Source organism: Streptococcus sp. 1004_SSPC (assembly GCF_001069025.1).
Classification (GTDB): Bacteria; Bacillota; Bacilli; order Lactobacillales; family Streptococcaceae; genus Streptococcus; species Streptococcus vestibularis.
Map to the genome: position 1 here is coordinate 13,031 of NZ_JWGQ01000129.1, position 15,167 is coordinate 28,197.

General features: G+C 39.8%; 26 protein-coding genes. All 26 read right to left on the reverse strand.

Going from position 1 to position 15,167, the window contains the following annotated elements:
- Positions 1 to 68: 68 nt before the first annotated feature.
- The 26 genes from secY to ADF62_RS09710 all read right to left on the reverse strand — a co-directional run bounded on the left by secY (position 69) and on the right by ADF62_RS09710 (position 14,993).
- A complete protein-coding gene (secY, locus tag ADF62_RS09585; RefSeq protein WP_003095834.1) occupies positions 69 to 1,364 on the reverse strand; it encodes a preprotein translocase subunit SecY in 1,296 nt (431 codons plus the stop codon).
- Between the two features lie 16 nt (positions 1,365 to 1,380).
- A complete protein-coding gene (gene rplO / locus ADF62_RS09590) occupies positions 1,381 to 1,821 on the reverse strand; it encodes a 50S ribosomal protein L15 (RefSeq protein ID WP_002885849.1) in 441 nt (146 codons plus the stop codon).
- Between the two features lie 127 nt (positions 1,822 to 1,948).
- Entirely contained in the window at positions 1,949 to 2,131 is a 183-nt protein-coding gene (gene rpmD, locus ADF62_RS09595) for a 50S ribosomal protein L30 (protein WP_002885773.1), read from the reverse strand.
- A gap of 14 nt (positions 2,132 to 2,145) precedes the next feature.
- Positions 2,146 to 2,640 carry a 30S ribosomal protein S5 gene (rpsE, locus tag ADF62_RS09600; protein WP_002885626.1) on the reverse strand — a complete coding sequence of 165 codons (495 nt, stop codon included), beginning with the start codon at positions 2,638 to 2,640 and terminating at the stop codon, positions 2,146 to 2,148.
- Positions 2,641 to 2,658: 18 nt separating this feature from the next.
- Positions 2,659 to 3,015 (reverse strand): 50S ribosomal protein L18, encoded by a 357-nt coding sequence (gene rplR / locus ADF62_RS09605; RefSeq protein WP_002885810.1) that lies wholly within the window; start codon positions 3,013 to 3,015, stop codon positions 2,659 to 2,661.
- An 89-nt stretch (positions 3,016 to 3,104) separates the two neighbouring features.
- Positions 3,105 to 3,641 carry a 50S ribosomal protein L6 gene (gene rplF, locus ADF62_RS09610; RefSeq protein WP_002887056.1) on the reverse strand — a complete coding sequence of 179 codons (537 nt, stop codon included), beginning with the start codon at positions 3,639 to 3,641 and terminating at the stop codon, positions 3,105 to 3,107.
- Positions 3,642 to 3,767: 126 nt separating this feature from the next.
- Positions 3,768 to 4,166, reverse strand: a complete 399-nt coding sequence (rpsH, locus tag ADF62_RS09615; RefSeq protein WP_002885642.1) for a 30S ribosomal protein S8 — start codon at positions 4,164 to 4,166, stop codon at positions 3,768 to 3,770.
- Positions 4,167 to 4,288: 122 nt separating this feature from the next.
- Positions 4,289 to 4,474, reverse strand: coding sequence for a type Z 30S ribosomal protein S14 (locus ADF62_RS09620; protein WP_001085699.1), 186 nt, complete (start codon positions 4,472 to 4,474; stop codon positions 4,289 to 4,291).
- A gap of 17 nt (positions 4,475 to 4,491) precedes the next feature.
- Positions 4,492 to 5,034 carry a 50S ribosomal protein L5 gene (rplE, locus tag ADF62_RS09625; RefSeq protein WP_002887058.1) on the reverse strand — a complete coding sequence of 181 codons (543 nt, stop codon included), beginning with the start codon at positions 5,032 to 5,034 and terminating at the stop codon, positions 4,492 to 4,494.
- A 26-nt stretch (positions 5,035 to 5,060) separates the two neighbouring features.
- A complete protein-coding gene (gene rplX, locus ADF62_RS09630) occupies positions 5,061 to 5,366 on the reverse strand; it encodes a 50S ribosomal protein L24 (RefSeq protein WP_003095832.1) in 306 nt (101 codons plus the stop codon).
- Positions 5,367 to 5,446: 80 nt separating this feature from the next.
- The gene (gene rplN, locus ADF62_RS09635; RefSeq protein ID WP_002885711.1) at positions 5,447 to 5,815 is read right to left on the reverse strand and encodes a 50S ribosomal protein L14; all 369 of its coding nucleotides are present in this window, start codon (positions 5,813 to 5,815) and stop codon (positions 5,447 to 5,449) included.
- A gap of 24 nt (positions 5,816 to 5,839) precedes the next feature.
- On the reverse strand, positions 5,840 to 6,100 hold the full coding sequence (rpsQ, locus tag ADF62_RS09640) for a 30S ribosomal protein S17 (protein ID WP_002885836.1): 261 nt from the start codon (positions 6,098 to 6,100) through the stop codon (positions 5,840 to 5,842).
- A 27-nt stretch (positions 6,101 to 6,127) separates the two neighbouring features.
- A complete protein-coding gene (rpmC, locus tag ADF62_RS09645) occupies positions 6,128 to 6,334 on the reverse strand; it encodes a 50S ribosomal protein L29 (protein WP_002885754.1) in 207 nt (68 codons plus the stop codon).
- A gap of 9 nt (positions 6,335 to 6,343) precedes the next feature.
- Positions 6,344 to 6,757, reverse strand: a complete 414-nt coding sequence (gene rplP / locus ADF62_RS09650) for a 50S ribosomal protein L16 (protein WP_000960950.1) — start codon at positions 6,755 to 6,757, stop codon at positions 6,344 to 6,346.
- Between the two features lie 3 nt (positions 6,758 to 6,760).
- The gene (gene rpsC, locus ADF62_RS09655) at positions 6,761 to 7,414 is read right to left on the reverse strand and encodes a 30S ribosomal protein S3 (RefSeq protein WP_002885727.1); all 654 of its coding nucleotides are present in this window, start codon (positions 7,412 to 7,414) and stop codon (positions 6,761 to 6,763) included.
- Between the two features lie 12 nt (positions 7,415 to 7,426).
- A complete protein-coding gene (rplV, locus tag ADF62_RS09660) occupies positions 7,427 to 7,771 on the reverse strand; it encodes a 50S ribosomal protein L22 (protein ID WP_002887063.1) in 345 nt (114 codons plus the stop codon).
- A 15-nt stretch (positions 7,772 to 7,786) separates the two neighbouring features.
- The gene (gene rpsS / locus ADF62_RS09665) at positions 7,787 to 8,065 is read right to left on the reverse strand and encodes a 30S ribosomal protein S19 (RefSeq protein WP_000533765.1); all 279 of its coding nucleotides are present in this window, start codon (positions 8,063 to 8,065) and stop codon (positions 7,787 to 7,789) included.
- Positions 8,066 to 8,158: 93 nt separating this feature from the next.
- Positions 8,159 to 8,992, reverse strand: coding sequence for a 50S ribosomal protein L2 (rplB, locus tag ADF62_RS09670; RefSeq protein ID WP_003091907.1), 834 nt, complete (start codon positions 8,990 to 8,992; stop codon positions 8,159 to 8,161).
- 17 nt (positions 8,993 to 9,009) lie between these two features.
- Entirely contained in the window at positions 9,010 to 9,306 is a 297-nt protein-coding gene (locus ADF62_RS09675; protein ID WP_002887066.1) for a 50S ribosomal protein L23, read from the reverse strand.
- Positions 9,306 to 9,929: a 50S ribosomal protein L4 gene (rplD, locus tag ADF62_RS09680; RefSeq protein ID WP_002885795.1), complete on the reverse strand. Its 624-nt coding sequence runs from the start codon at positions 9,927 to 9,929 to the stop codon at positions 9,306 to 9,308. The genes ADF62_RS09675 and rplD overlap by 1 nt, the downstream gene beginning before the upstream one ends.
- A gap of 24 nt (positions 9,930 to 9,953) precedes the next feature.
- Positions 9,954 to 10,580 (reverse strand): 50S ribosomal protein L3, encoded by a 627-nt coding sequence (gene rplC, locus ADF62_RS09685; protein ID WP_002885755.1) that lies wholly within the window; start codon positions 10,578 to 10,580, stop codon positions 9,954 to 9,956.
- A gap of 113 nt (positions 10,581 to 10,693) precedes the next feature.
- On the reverse strand, positions 10,694 to 11,002 hold the full coding sequence (gene rpsJ / locus ADF62_RS09690; protein WP_002885653.1) for a 30S ribosomal protein S10: 309 nt from the start codon (positions 11,000 to 11,002) through the stop codon (positions 10,694 to 10,696).
- 243 nt (positions 11,003 to 11,245) lie between these two features.
- Positions 11,246 to 12,247, reverse strand: a complete 1,002-nt coding sequence (gene ruvB / locus ADF62_RS09695; RefSeq protein WP_003095828.1) for a Holliday junction branch migration DNA helicase RuvB — start codon at positions 12,245 to 12,247, stop codon at positions 11,246 to 11,248.
- A 90-nt stretch (positions 12,248 to 12,337) separates the two neighbouring features.
- Positions 12,338 to 14,161 (reverse strand): acyltransferase family protein, encoded by a 1,824-nt coding sequence (locus ADF62_RS09700; protein WP_003095826.1) that lies wholly within the window; start codon positions 14,159 to 14,161, stop codon positions 12,338 to 12,340.
- On the reverse strand, positions 14,158 to 14,562 hold the full coding sequence (locus ADF62_RS09705; RefSeq protein WP_003092069.1) for a membrane protein: 405 nt from the start codon (positions 14,560 to 14,562) through the stop codon (positions 14,158 to 14,160). The genes ADF62_RS09700 and ADF62_RS09705 overlap by 4 nt, the downstream gene beginning before the upstream one ends.
- The gene (locus ADF62_RS09710; protein ID WP_037621236.1) at positions 14,559 to 14,993 is read right to left on the reverse strand and encodes a low molecular weight protein-tyrosine-phosphatase; all 435 of its coding nucleotides are present in this window, start codon (positions 14,991 to 14,993) and stop codon (positions 14,559 to 14,561) included. The genes ADF62_RS09705 and ADF62_RS09710 overlap by 4 nt, the downstream gene beginning before the upstream one ends.
- Positions 14,994 to 15,167 lie beyond the last annotated feature (174 nt).

The following is a 15,167-nucleotide window of genomic DNA, read 5'->3' on the forward strand; positions in this document are numbered from 1 at the left end:
TATCAAAAAACAAAAGAGAAGGGACAGAAAGTAACCTTTCTTTCCCTCTCAATTGTTCATGAGAAGACTTAGTCTTCAAGATTCATAAATCCAACGTACTGACGTTTCAATAGGTAACCTTCAAGTTGCTTCATACCTTCGATACCAGTTGAAATCAAGATCAAGAGAGATGTACCACCAAGCGCGATTGAGCTTGTAAGGTGCATAAACTGTTGAGCCGCAATAGGAGCCAATGAAATAAACGCGAGAAATACAGCTCCGATTGTTGCCAATCTCTTAAGCAATGAAGACATGTACTTTTCAGTCTCACGACCTGGACGAACGCTAGGAATGTAAGACCCATTCTTTTGAAGATTTTCAGCAGTTTTTTCAGGATTTACTTGGACAAATGTGTAGAAGAATGAAAACAAGATAATCAATATCGCGTAAGTAAGCATTCCACTAGGTGTATTATACGAGAGTAGTCCTTGTAAGTTTGATAACCATGTAACCTTAGAGAAGAATGGAAGAATAGTACTAGGAATTGTTGTAATCGAGCTAGCAAAGATAACGGGAATAACACCAGCCGGATTAACTTTCAATGGAAGGTAAGAACTCGTTGGAGCCCCTTGAACCAATTTAGTATATTGAATTGGAATTTGATATTCTGCCTGTTGAACAAATGTCGTAAAGAAGACAATCGCCAAACCTACCACAATTAGCAAAACTACTATGATATATGAACGAGTCAATTCTCCTGAACGAACGTTGACAAAGAAATCCTCGTAAATTGTTGAGAACATTTTTGGAATAGAAGCAATGATCCCTGAAAAAATAATCATTGACACACCATTACCAAAACCTTTATCTGTGATTTGTTCACCCAGCCATGTCACAATTATGCTACCAGCAGTTAGGATTGTCCCAATCAATAGGTAGGTTGAAACATTTGGTGTTTTAACCAATGAAATTGATGAGAGAGTATTAAAACTTGCTGTAATACCAATCGATTGAACAAAGGCTAAAACAAGAGTGATGTAGCGAGTCGCTTGGTTCAATTTACGACGACCAACTTCCCCTTGTTTGCCCCACTCCACAAATTTTGGATAGATATCCATCTGCAAAAGTTGGACAATGATTGATGCTGTAATGTAAGGACTAACCCCCATCGAGAAGATAGAGAAGTTATTCATGGCATTACCAGACACCAAGTTAAGCATGTTCAAGAAAGGTAAATCACTTAATTGTTTCAAACTTTCCGCATTGATACCAGGAACTGTTACATGAGTCCCTACACGAAAAACGAAAATAATGAAGATTGTAAATAAAATCTTATTACGAACGTTTTTGACCTTCAATGCGTCTTTTAATAGTTTAAAGAACATAATGAGTTACCCCTCATTAGATGACTTCGATTGAACCACCTTTAGCAGTGATAGCTGCTTCAGCAGATTTTGAGAATTTAGCTGCTTTAACAGTCAATTTCTTAGTCAATTCGCCGTTACCAAGAACTTTAACGCCTGATTTTTCAGCACGAACGATTCCAGCTTCTTTAAGAACTGCTGGAGTTACTTCTGTACCATCTTCAAAGACGTTCAATTGATCAAGGTTTACAAGTGCGTATTCTTTAGCGTTGATGTTAGTGAATCCACGTTTTGGAAGACGACGGAACAATGGAGTTTGTCCACCTTCAAATCCTGGACGTACACCACCACCGCTACGAGCTTTTTGACCTTTTTGACCACGGCCTGAAGTTTTACCGTTACCAGATGAAGTACCACGACCTACACGGTTACGGACTTTACGAGAACCTTCAGCAGGTTTCAATTCATGAAGTTTCATTATTATTTTCTCCTCTTTTTGTAAAATGCTAGCGCCTCTAACCAAGTAAGGTAGCTTAATTAGAAACTCGCCTATACATGAAATTCAGTTTAAGTCGCAAGGGAACCCTCACGACTTAAATCAATTTTTATTTAACGTCTTCTACAGTTACCAAGTGAGATACTGCGTTGACCATACCACGGATAGCAGCGTTGTCTTCTTTAACAACTGAGCTATTCAATTTACCAAGTCCAAGAGCAACAACTGTTTTACGTTGTTCTGGTTTGCGTCCGATTGGAGACTTAGTCAAAGTAATTTTAATTTGAGCCATTGTTATCTCCTTTCTTATGCCAAGTCAGATACTGAGATGCCACGAAGAGCCGCAACTTCTTCAGCACGTTTAAGTTGTTTCAATCCTTCAACAGTCGCACGAACGATGTTGATTGGAGTGTTTGAACCGAGTGATTTAGATGTTACATCAGCAACACCAGCCAATTCGATGACGGCACGAACTGCACCACCAGCGGCAACCCCAGCCCCTTCAACAGCTGGTTTCAACAATACTTTCGCTCCACCAAATTCTGAACGAACTTCGTGAGGAATAGTTGTACCAACCATAGGAACTTCGATAAGGTTTTTCTTAGCTGCTTCAACTGCTTTACGGATAGCTTCTGGAACCTCTTGAGATTTACCAGTACCAAATCCTACGCGACCATTACGGTCACCAACAACAACAAGAGCAGCAAAACGCATGTTGCGTCCACCTTTTACAACTTTAGTAACACGGTTGATAGCAACTACGCGTTCTTCAAGTTCTACTGCATTATCTTTAAATGCCATTATTAAGTGTCCTCCCTATTAGAATTTCAATCCGTTTTCACGAGCTGAGTCAGCCAAAGCTTTAACACGTCCGTGATAGAGATATCCACCGCGGTCAAACACCACTTCAGAAATACCTTTAGCTACTGCGCGTTCAGCAACAAGTTTACCGACAACAACGGCTTGTTCTGTTTTAGTTCCTTTAGAAACTTCTTTATCAAGAGTTGATGCACTTGCGAGCGTTACACCCGCTACGTCATCAATAACTTGAGCGTAGATGCCTGTATTAGAACGGAAAATGTTCAAACGTGGGCGATCAGCAGTTCCAGAGAGTTTTCCGCGAACGCGACGGTGGCGTTTTTGGCGGAGTTTATTTTTATCTGGTTTCGAAATCACAATTTTCACCTCTTAATTATAATGCTTGCTCATGAGAGCTTTTGGTAAGTAGGCAATCCAAAAAGAATAGCCACAAGGATGAAATCCTATTATTTACCAGTTTTACCTTCTTTACGACGTACGTATTCACCAACGTAACGGATACCTTTACCTTTGTAAGGTTCTGGTGAACGAAGGCTACGGATGTAAGCTGCTGTTTGACCAACAACTTCTTTGTTGATACCGCTAACAACAATTGAAGTTGCAGATGGTACTTCAAAAGTAATACCTTCTGGAGCTTCAACTTCGTCTTGGTGAGATTTACCAACTGAAAGAACAAGTTTTGTTCCTTGGAGTTGCGCACGATATCCGACACCGCGCATTTCAAGTTCTTTTTTGAAACCTTCTGAAACACCAACAACCATGTTGTTCAAGTTTGCACGTGAAGTACCGTGGATTGTTTTGTTTTCTTTTGAGTCGTTTGGACGGTGAAGTGTAACTTCATTGCCTTCAACTTTGATTTCAATGTTTTTGTTAAACTCACGAGTGAGTTCGCCTTTAGGTCCTTTAACAGTAACAACATTATCGTTGTTTGTTACTTCAACACCAGCAGGCAAAGTAATAACTTTATTACCAATACGTGACATAGTATTTAATTCTCCTGTTAGATTATCAAGCCACAAAGTGACTAGTTTTCACGGGGATGAGTTTCAGCGAATATAATCAATGAAACTCGCACAAATCATTTGAGATAAGTACTTAGTACCAGCTTCTTACCAAACGTAAGCGATAACTTCTCCACCAACGTTCTTTTGACGAGCTTCTTTATCAGTCAAAAGACCTTCTGAAGTAGAGATGATCGCGATTCCAAGGCCGTTAAGAACTTTAGGAACATCTTCACGTTTAGAGTAAACACGAAGACCTGGTTTAGAAATACGTTTCAAGTTAGTGATAACACGTTCACCGTTTTGTCCGTATTTCAAGAATACGCGGATGATACCTTGTTTGTCATCTTCGATAACTTCAACATTTTTTACGAAACCTTCACGTTTAAGAATTTCAGCGATACCTTTTTTAATGTTTGATGCAGGTACTTCAAGCACTTCGTGTTTAGCTTGGTTAGCGTTACGAATACGTGTCAAGAAATCTGCAATTGGGTCAGTCATAACCATTTTATATTTTCTCCTCTTACTAGTAGTTTGAATAATTCACTTGCTAGTTAATGATTGAGCTAGGCTCAGATTGTGTTAAATACATTCAAATTAGGTGGAACTAACTTAAATGTACCATGTTTTTACCAAGAAGCTTTGGTAACACCTGGAATTTGACCTTTGTAAGCCAATTCACGGAAGCAAACACGGCAAAGTTTAAATTTGCGATAAACTGAGTGTGGACGTCCACAACGTTCGCAACGAGTGTAAGCTTGCGTAGAGAACTTCGCAGGGCGTTTGTTCTTAGCAATCATTGATTTTTTAGCCAATTTATTTACCTCCTAGATTATTTTGCAAAAGGCATTCCAAGGCCTTTAAGCAATTCACGACCTTCTTCGTCAGTGTTAGCAGTAGTTACGATAACGATATCCATACCACGTACTTTATCAACATCGTCGAAGTTGATTTCTGGGAAGATAAGTTGTTCTTTAACACCAAGTGTGTAGTTACCACGTCCATCAAATGATTTAGTTGGAACACCATGGAAGTCACGAACACGTGGAAGTGATACTGATACCAATTTATCCAAGAATTCGTACATGCGTTCACCACGAAGGGTAACTTTAGCACCGATCGCTACACCTTCACGAAGACGGAAGCCAGCGATTGATTTCTTAGCTTTAGTAATCAATGGTTTTTGACCTGAAATAAGTGCCAACTCAGCAGCAGCTTTTTCAAGAGTTTTAGCGTTGTTTACAGCTTCACCAACACCCATATTGATAACGATTTTATCAACTTTTGGCACAGCCATAACTGAAGAATAATTGAATTTTTCAGTCAAAGCTGGAATTACTTCGTTAGTGTATTTTTCTTTAAGACGGTTAGCCATTTAATACTTTCTCCTTTCCTTCGTGATTAGTCAAGCACTTCGCCTGATTTTTTGTTGTAACGAACTTTTGTGCCGTCAACAACTTTGTAACCTACACGTCCAGCTACACCGTTCTTGTCAAGAACTTGAACGTTTGAAGCGTGGATTGGTGCTTCTTTTTCCACGATAGCACCTTGAGGGTTTTCAGCTGATGGTTTTTGGTGTTTTTTGATGATTGCAACACCTTCAACAACAACTTTGTTTACTTTTGGAAGAGCTTTAAGAACTACTGCTTCAGTTCCTTTGTCTTTACCAGCAATAACGCGAACTTTATCGCCTTTTTTTACAAACATTTGAGTATTTCTCCTATTATTTCTTACGCCTCAATGGGCACCCTGAATATATCAGGGGACTAAGTTTGTGTTAATTCAGATTAAAGTACTTCTGGCGCCAAAGATACGATACGCATGTATCCACCTTCACGCAATTCACGTGCAACAGGGCCAAAGATACGAGTTCCACGAGGAGTTTTGTCATCGCGGATGATTACTGCAGCATTGTCATCAAACTTGATGTATGAACCGTCTGGACGGCGAGCACCAGTTTTTGTACGAACGATAACAGCTTTAACAACATCACCTTTTTTAACAGCTCCACCTGGTGTAGCTTGTTTAACAGTTGCAACGATAACGTCGCCGATGTTAGCGAATTTACGTCCTGAACCACCAAGAACTTTGATAGTCAAGATTTCACGAGCACCGCTATTATCAGCAACTTTTAAGCGACTTTCTTGTTGAATCATTTCAATTGTCTCCTTTTAGTTTTATTAGATAATAACAGCTTCTTCCACAACTTCTACAAGACGGAAGCGTTTTGTAGCTGAAAGTGGGCGAGTTTCCATGATACGAACGATATCGCCTTCTTTAGCAACGTTGTTTTCATCATGTGCTTTGTATTTTTTAGAATAGTTGATACGTTTACCATAGACTGGGTGGTTACGTTTAGTTTCAACTACAACTGTGATTGTTTTATCCATCTTGTCAGATACTACGCGTCCAACAAGGGTTTTACGTTGATTACGTTCCATTATTAGAATTGCTCCTTTCCCAATCTATTATTTGATTTCAGATTGCACAGTTTTAACACGTGCAATTTGTTTTTTCACTTCGTTCAAACGGGCAGTTTGATCAAGTTGACCTGCTGCAGCTTGGAAACGAAGGTCGAAAAGTTCTTTCTTAAGTTCGTTTTCTTTTTTAGCAAGCTCTTCTTGAGACAAGCCACGAAGCTCAGCAACAAACTTTTTGATTTCTTCAAGTTTCATGTCTTCTCCTTATTCTGCTTCACGTTTCACGAATTTACATTTAACTGGCAATTTGTGGCTAGCAAGACGAAGCGCTTCACGTGCAACTTCTTCAGAAACACCTGCGATTTCGAACATTACTTTACCACGTTTAACTGGTGCTACCCAACCTTCAGGTGCCCCTTTACCAGAACCCATACGTACACCGATAGCTTTAGCAGTGTATGATTTGTGTGGGAAGATCTTAATCCAAACCTTACCACCACGTTTCATGTAACGAGTCATGGCAATACGAGCAGCCTCGATTTGACGGTTTGTAATCCAGTGGCTAGTTGTAGCTTGAAGACCGTATTCACCGAATGATACTTCTTTACCGCCTTTAGCCTCACCGCGCATTTTTCCACGGAATTCACGACGGTGTTTAACACGTTTAGGTACTAACATTTGTTATTTGCCTCCTTTAGTGTTTTTACGAGCTGGAAGAACTTCTCCACGGTAGATCCAAACTTTAACACCAAGTTTACCGTAAGTTGTGTCAGCTTCTTCCCAAGCGTAATCGATATCAGCGCGAAGTGTGTGAAGTGGAACTGTACCTTCTGAGTATCCTTCTGCACGGGCGATATCTGCACCGTTCAAGCGACCTGATACTTGAGTCTTGATCCCTTTAGCTCCAGCACGCATTGCACGTTGGATAGCTTGTTTTTGTGCACGACGGAAAGCAACACGTTGCTCAAGTTGACGAGCAATAGTTTCACCAACAAGGTGAGCGTCCAAATCAGGTTTTTTGATTTCAACGATGTTGATGTGAACTTGTTTTCCAGTCAATTTATTAAGTTGAGCGCGAAGAGCGTCAACGTTTGATCCACCTTTACCGATAACCATACCTGGTTTAGCAGTGTGAAGTGAAACAATAACTTTGTTTACAGCACGTTCAATTTCAATAGTTGAAACTGAAGCGTCTGCAAGTTCTTTTTGAATGAATTTGCGGATTGCCAAATCTTCGTGAAGGTAATCTGCGTATTCTTTTTCAGCATACCATTTCGCATCCCAGTCACGGATGATCCCGACACGCATACCAATTGGATGTACTTTTTGACCCACGAGTTTACCTCCTTATTTTTCTGACACAACTACTGTTACGTGAGTTGTGCGTTTGTTGATTGGTGAAGCTGAACCTTTCGCACGTGGACGGAAACGTTTCATTGTTGGTCCTTCGTTTGCGAATGTTTCAGATACTACCAAGTTAGCTTTTTCCAAACCAAAGTTGTTTTCTGCATTAGCGATAGCAGAGTTAAGTGTTTTCTCAACAATGCGAGCTGCTTTGTTTGGAGTGAATTTCAAGATTGCGATTGCATCAGCAACGTTCTTACCACGGATAAGATCAAGAACAAGACGTGTTTTACGAGGTGAAACACGCACTGTACGAGCCATTGCTTTAGCTGAAGTAATTTCTGCCATTGTGTCCTCCTCCTATTAACGACGTGTTTTCTTATCGTCAGCTGCGTGACCTTTGTAAGTACGAGTTGGTGCAAATTCACCAAGTTTGTGACCTACCATGTCTTCTTGGATGTAAACAGGAACATGTTTACGTCCATCATAAACTGCGATAGTGTATCCGATGAAACTTGGGAAAATCGTTGAACGACGTGACCAAGTTTTAATTACTTTTTTCTTTTCGTCATTTGCTTGAGCTTCAACTTTTTTCATCAAATGCTCATCGACGAAAGGTCCTTTTTTAAGACTACGTCCCATTTTGTAGTTTTCTCCTTTAAATTGAATGTACCACAGCGGCTTGCACTAAGAAGTGCTACCGAGTTGGCGGATGTTATGCGCTAAGCGACTAAATTATTTTTCGTTACGACGACGAACGATAAGTTTGTCAGATTTAGCTTTCTTGTTACGAGTTTTAAGACCAAGCGCAGGTTTACCCCATGGAGTAGATGGCGCTTTACGTCCAACTGGTGCTTTACCTTCACCACCACCGTGTGGGTGATCGTTAGGGTTCATTACAGAACCACGAACTGTTGGGCGAATACCTTTCCAGCGATTACGACCGGCTTTACCAAGGTTGATAAGTGATTGTTGTTCGTTACCTACAGTACCGATAGTTGCACGACAAGTACCAAGAATCATACGAACTTCGCCTGATTGAAGACGAACAAGTACGTATTTACCTTCTTGACCCAAAACTTGAGCAGAAGCACCAGCGGCACGGATAAGTTCAGCACCTTTACCTGGTTGAAGCTCAATGTTGTGGATAACTGTACCAACTGGGATGTTTGCAAGTGGAAGAGCGTTACCAATCTTGATATCCGCATCTGGACCCGAAACGATACGTTGACCTACTTCAAGACCTTTAGGTGCGACGATGTAAGCTTTAACCCCGTCAGTGTAGTGTACAAGAGCGATGTTTGCAGTACGGTTTGGATCATACTCAATTGTTTTAACAACTGCTTCAACGCCATCTTTGTTACGTTTGAAGTCAATCAAACGGTAGTGACGTTTGTGTCCGCCACCTTGGTGACGTACAGTGATACGACCGTTGTTGTTACGACCAGCTTTGTTCTTAAGAGAAACAAGCAATGATTTTTCAGGAGTGCTTGTAGTGATTTCTGCGAAATCCAAAGAAGTCATGTTACGACGGCCATTTGTCGTTGGTTTATAAACTTTAATACCCACGTTAATTTCTCCTTTGATTATTCAGCTTCAGCTGCAAACAACTCGATTGCTTTAGAATCAGCTGTAAGAGTGATGATAGCTTTTTTAGTTTTTGAAGTGAAACCAGTGTAACGTCCAACACGTTTTTGTTTTGGTTTAACAGTTACAGTGTTCACGCTAGCAACTTTAACACCTTCAAATGCAGCTTCAACTGCTTGTTTGATCAAGAGTTTGTGTGCACGTGTATCAACTTCGAAAGTGTATTTTCCTGCTTCAAGAGCAATCATAGATTTCTCAGTGATAACAGGTTTTTTGATTACGTCATACAAATTCATTATGCAAGAACCTCCTCGATTGATGAGATAGCTTCTTTAGTAACAAGAAGTTTATCTGCGTTTACGATGTCAAGTACACTTGCAGTTGCAGGAGTTGCAACAGTTACGTTTGCAAGGTTACGTGCTGAAAGTTCAGCAAATTTGTTTCCTTCTTCAACGATAACAAGTACTTTAGAATCGATGCTAAGAGCTGAAAGAACGTTTGCGAATTCAGCAGTTTTTGGAGCTGCAAATGAAAGAGCTTCAACTGCTACAAATTTATCTTCTGCAACTTTAGCTGAGTAAACAGATTTCAATGCAAGGCGACGAACTTTTTGTGGAAGTTTGTATCCGTAAGAACGTGGAGTTGGTCCGAAGACAACACCACCACCACGCCATTGTGGTGAGCGGATAGAACCTTGACGAGCACGTCCAGTCCCTTTTTGACGCCATGGTTTACGTCCACCACCTGATACTGCTGAACGGTTTTTAACCGCGTGAGTACCTTGGCGAAGGCTAGCACGTTGGCTGATTACGACATCAAATACTACTGATTCGTTTGGTTCGATACCGAAGATAGCGTCGTTAAGTTCAACTGTACTAACTTCTTTACCAGTTTGGTCAAATAGTTTTACGTTTGCCATTTTTAACTGATTTCTCCTTTCTTATTATTTAGCAGCTTTAACTGCTGATTTGATAGTGATAAGAGATTTCTTAGCACCTGGTACGTTACCTTTGATAAGGATAACGTTTTTCTCTGGGATAACTTGTACAACTTCAAGGTTTTGAATTGTCACACGGTTGCCACCCATACGTCCTGCCAAGTGTTTGTTTTTGAAAACACGGTTAGGCGCAACAGGTCCCATTGAACCTGGACGACGGTGGTAACGAGAACCGTGAGCCATAGGTCCGCGTGATTGACCATGGCGTTTAATAACACCTTGGAAACCTTTACCTTTTGAAGTACCAGTTACGTCAACAACATCTCCAGCTTCGAATGTGTCAACAGTGATTTCTGATCCAACTTCCAAGCCTTCAATGTTTTTGAATTCACGAATGAAGCGCTTAGGAGCTGTGTTAGCTTTCGCTACGTGGCCTTTGGCAGGTTTGTTGCTCAATACTTCACGTTTGTCGTCAAAACCAACTTGAACTGCTTCGTAACCGTCTGTTTCAACAGTTTTAACTTGAAGCACAACGTTTGGAGTAGCTTCGATGACAGTAACAGGGATAAATTCACCTGCTTCAGTGAAGATTTGAGTCATTCCCACTTTTTTCCCTAAGATTCCTTTTGTCATGAGAAAATATTTCCTTTACTTTAATGTATTTCAAAAAGTTTTTTATGAGCGTTTTTTATGCTCAAAAAAGTTTTTAACGAGCGTTTTTTATGCTCAATGAATCAATCTTTAAATTAAAGTTTGATTTCGACGTTCACACCACTTGGAAGATCAAGTTTCATCAAAGCGTCAACTGTTTTTTGAGTTGGGTTGATGATGTCGATGAGACGTTTGTGTGTACGCATTTCAAATTGTTCGCGAGAATCTTTATATTTGTGAGTCGCACGAATAATTGTGTAGAGACTACGTTCAGTTGGAAGTGGAACTGGTCCAGCAACTGTCGCACCAGTGCGAGTTGCAGTTTCTACGATTTTTTCAGCCGCTGTATCAAGCGTACGGTGTTCGTAAGCTTTCAAACGGATACGAATTTTTTTGTTTGCCATTTTTTCTCCTCTTTCGTCTATTTAAGATAATAGGCTAGCTCCTCAAGAAAACCAACACGGATTGCGTGGCAGTGCAACCAGGCGTGTCGCAACCTCTTGTATCATAGCTAAGCGCTGTATTTACAGCACCATAATATAATAACAAAAGACCCCACTCATTGCAAGGTTTTTTTAAAAATTTTTTCCTTTTTCTTTATTTTCTTTTTTGAGTAAACAAAAAATCCACCTTAGATGGATTTTTTATCAACTTTCTTGAGTGTAGTCGTACCCCATGTGTTCATAGGCTTTAACCGTTGCGACACGTCCTGTTCGTGTACGCATAATGAAACCTTTTTGGATTAGATAAGGTTCGTACATATCTTCTACTGTTTCTCGCTCTTCAGCAATATTAACTGATAAAGTACCTAAGCCAACGGGCCCTCCCCCATATATCTCAATCATAGTTCGGAGGATTTTTTGGTCAACGTAGTCTAACCCTTCATGATCTACATCAAGCATAGTCAATGCCTTATCTGCAATCTTATCGTCAATGATACCATCACCCATGATTTGAGCATAGTCTCGCACGCGCTTAAGTAGGCGGTTAGCAATACGTGGTGTTCCGCGACTACGACGCGCTAATTCCAACGCTGCCTCTGGTGTTATTGTCATTTCAAAGATTTCCGAAGTACGTTCTACAATCTCTGTCAAATCAGGTAACTCATAATATTCCATATGACCATTAATCCCAAAGCGAGCTCTCAAAGGATTTGACAACATACCTGCTCGTGTGGTCGCACCAACCAAAGTGAAGGGAGGCAGGTCTAGGTGAACACTACGACTTGTTTCACCTGCTCCAATCATGATATCGATATAGTAATCTTCCATAGCACTATAAAGAACTTCTTCCACTGCCATAGGCATACGATGGATCTCATCAATAAATAAGATGTCCCCCGGCTCCAAGTCATTAAGTATGGCAACTAAATCACCAGCCTTTTCAATTGCCGGCCCAGACGTTTGCTTCAAATTCACTCCCATCTCATTGGCTATTACAAACGCCATAGTCGTTTTACCCAAACCAGGTGGGCCAAACAAAAGGGTATGGTCTAGAGCCTCATCACGGAGTTTAGCTGCTTCTATAAAAATTTTTAATTGGTCCTTAACCTTATCTTGACCAATATATTCCTTAAAGTACTGAGGGCGAAGGGTACGTTCAACGTACTCTTCATCTCCTAGTAAGTCATTATCCAATATTCTTGCCATAGGCTTATTTTAGCACAAAACAAAAAACTGAGTCAAAATTTGTTCACAAAAAGAGAAGACAACCCTTGCCTTCTCTTTTTATTATTTGGATTATTTTTTACCACCTTTAACAGGTTTCTTATTTGCTTTCGCGATAGCCTCTTTGATTGTATTAGTATATAATTTAGCACCACGGTTAATAGAGTCACTATCAGAGCCAAAGTGAACCCCATCTGTACCATTCCAAATAGAAATATTTTCTTTAGCAATTTGATACCAATCAGCAACCGTCACAAAGTCATATTTCTTAGCCATCTCTAACTCATACTTACGTAACTGAACTAAAGATGCAGCTTCATTTCCAGACTTACTACCATTGTATGGTGTCACAAAGATAATACGGTGACCCTTAGGTAAATTCTTGATGATTTTATTAATAACACCTTTGTAATCATCAATCTCATTAACACCACCAGCAATAACAACATCCTTGGCAAGAGCGTTACTATCCGCATAATCTTTAAGTAAGTCATTGATTGTTGATAGATTACGGCTTACTACTGCATCTATAGCGACATTATCAATACTTGATTCAATCTGATCTTTCGACCTAAGAGCAACAGAGTCCCCTAGAATTGTCACTCCTTTATTCACACCAAATGAAGTAGCCTGACTGTTCTCCGCATTGGTACGCGTCAATTTCATCTTAGTTTGAGCTTGTGACAATCCGTTAGCTTCCAAGTCTTTCTCAAAGTTCCCAACAGCTGGTGCAAAGAGAGAAATGAGCACTGTAATTAAGGTGAGTCCACTGAAGACATAGAGCACAATATGTCGGTAAGGTGTCAAGTCCAAATCTATTCCAAAGATACTTGCCTTTCTTCCTGCAATAAATGGCTCTATTATATAGTAGGAAAGTGTTGCAAAAACAATTGACAGAATCGTTGTAAGAATGACTGCAATAATATTATTGGTCAATTGACTAAAGATAATATATAGCGGCCAATGGAACAAATAGACGCTGTAGCTGATTTCCGCTAAATAACTAATAACCGCAGGCTCTGATTTACCAGGTAACTTCTCATGGAGAATACGTGCAGAGTAAATCATGACAGCCGTAAACAAACTAGCCAAAACAAACCCAAATAGATAGGTAATACGTTCTTCAAAATGAAGGACTAAGCCCAACAATAAGAGCAGAGCAAAGCTACCAACCATATAAAGGACCGTCTTTTTAAGTTCCCATAGGCGAACATTTTTCTTAAACCTAGCAGTCGTCTCATGTACACCTGAAAGCGTCGCAAAAAGCGAACCTAAAAAGAAAGGATAAGCATGCGTAATTGAAGAAAAATACAAGCGAGAAAAACCATCAACAAAGAAAGCACTAACAAACATTGAGAGGAAACTTACCGTAAAGCAGGTAAGAGATACCATGAAAACTAGACCTCTAAATTGATTTTGATGCTTAACACGCTTTGCTAGGAACCAAAGTAAGGCACCCCAAAGAATATAATAATGAACCTCAATAGCTAGACTCCATGTGTGGAGGTAGATATGCTGGTTAAACTGATTCTCATAATTCCCACCAGTTAAAATTTCATAATAGTTAGTTACAAAACCAATAACAGAGGTAATCTGACGCCCGACGCCTGCAATAAAATCATTTCGAACCAAGAGTGCTAAAGGGGTACAGATAAGCACCATCAGTACAAGTGGTGGTACTATACGGTAAAAGCGTCGTCGCATAAAACCAAGATAATCAATGCGCTGCGTCCTAGCCACCTCATCAATCAAAAGTGACGTAATCAGATAGCCTGAAAAGGTAAAGAAAACATCAACACCAATGAATCCCCCAGGGAGAATGCTTGGGAAGAAATGATAGACAAGAACCAAAAAAAGCCCTGTCACACGAATATAAGAAAACCAGTTAATTCTCATCCTTTAAAAATCCCCTGTTTAAATTTTCCTTTGTAGATAGCCTTATTTTCAGTAGTCAATTTTCCTTGCCCATCTGCTTGACCAGATTTGAACTCACCTTCATAAGTCCAACCTTCGTGAGATTTAAAAGTTCCTTTACCATTAAAGGAACCATTTTTAAATCCACCCGTATAGGTATCACCATTATCATAAGTCAGAGTTCCTTGGCCGTTTAAACGATGGTTCTGCATCTGGCCTTTATAGGTAATTTTAGTCCCATCAATTTTAATAGAATGTTGCGTTTTTATAGTCACCAACAACAAGGACAGAGCACATAAAATAATAATCCCTACCGTGATACGCTCAAATCGATTACGATCAATATTTTTAAAATCAAAATTCTTTAGCTGTTTAAAATTCATTGTCTATCCTTAATCCACTGTAACCAGTCTTGGCAACCTGCAGTTACCAAATTGTATGTTTCTTCAAAATCACCTGTGTACCATGGGTCCGGAACCCCGCCGGGTCTAAAGAGCTTAATTTTATCGTCATAACGACCCGCAGATACTTGTAGAAGATCCTCAACATTTGACTCATCCATCCCCAAAATCAGATCAAAGAATTCAAAATCTGACCGACTTATCTGTTGTGAACTTTTGGAAGAATCAAAAGAAACTGCATATTGCCTTAAAATCTTTTGGGTTCCTTGGTGAACTGGATTTCCATGTTCCCAAGAAGAAGTTGCACGACTTTCGATATGCAAAGACCCATCCTGGTCAAGCGCTTTCATTACAAACTCCGCCATAGGGCTTCGACAAATATTTCCCAGACAAACAAACACAACCTTATTCATTACTCACCTCTTATCCAAAGCTCTTAGAAAATCTGCTCACTTATTCTCTTTGTTACAATTGTGAACATACTCCTAAATTATGAAAGTAGGTTCTCATTAATTTTCATTTAATCAAACCATATTATACCGAAAAACTAATTAAATAGAAAGACTTCTTTCCTAATACTATCGAAA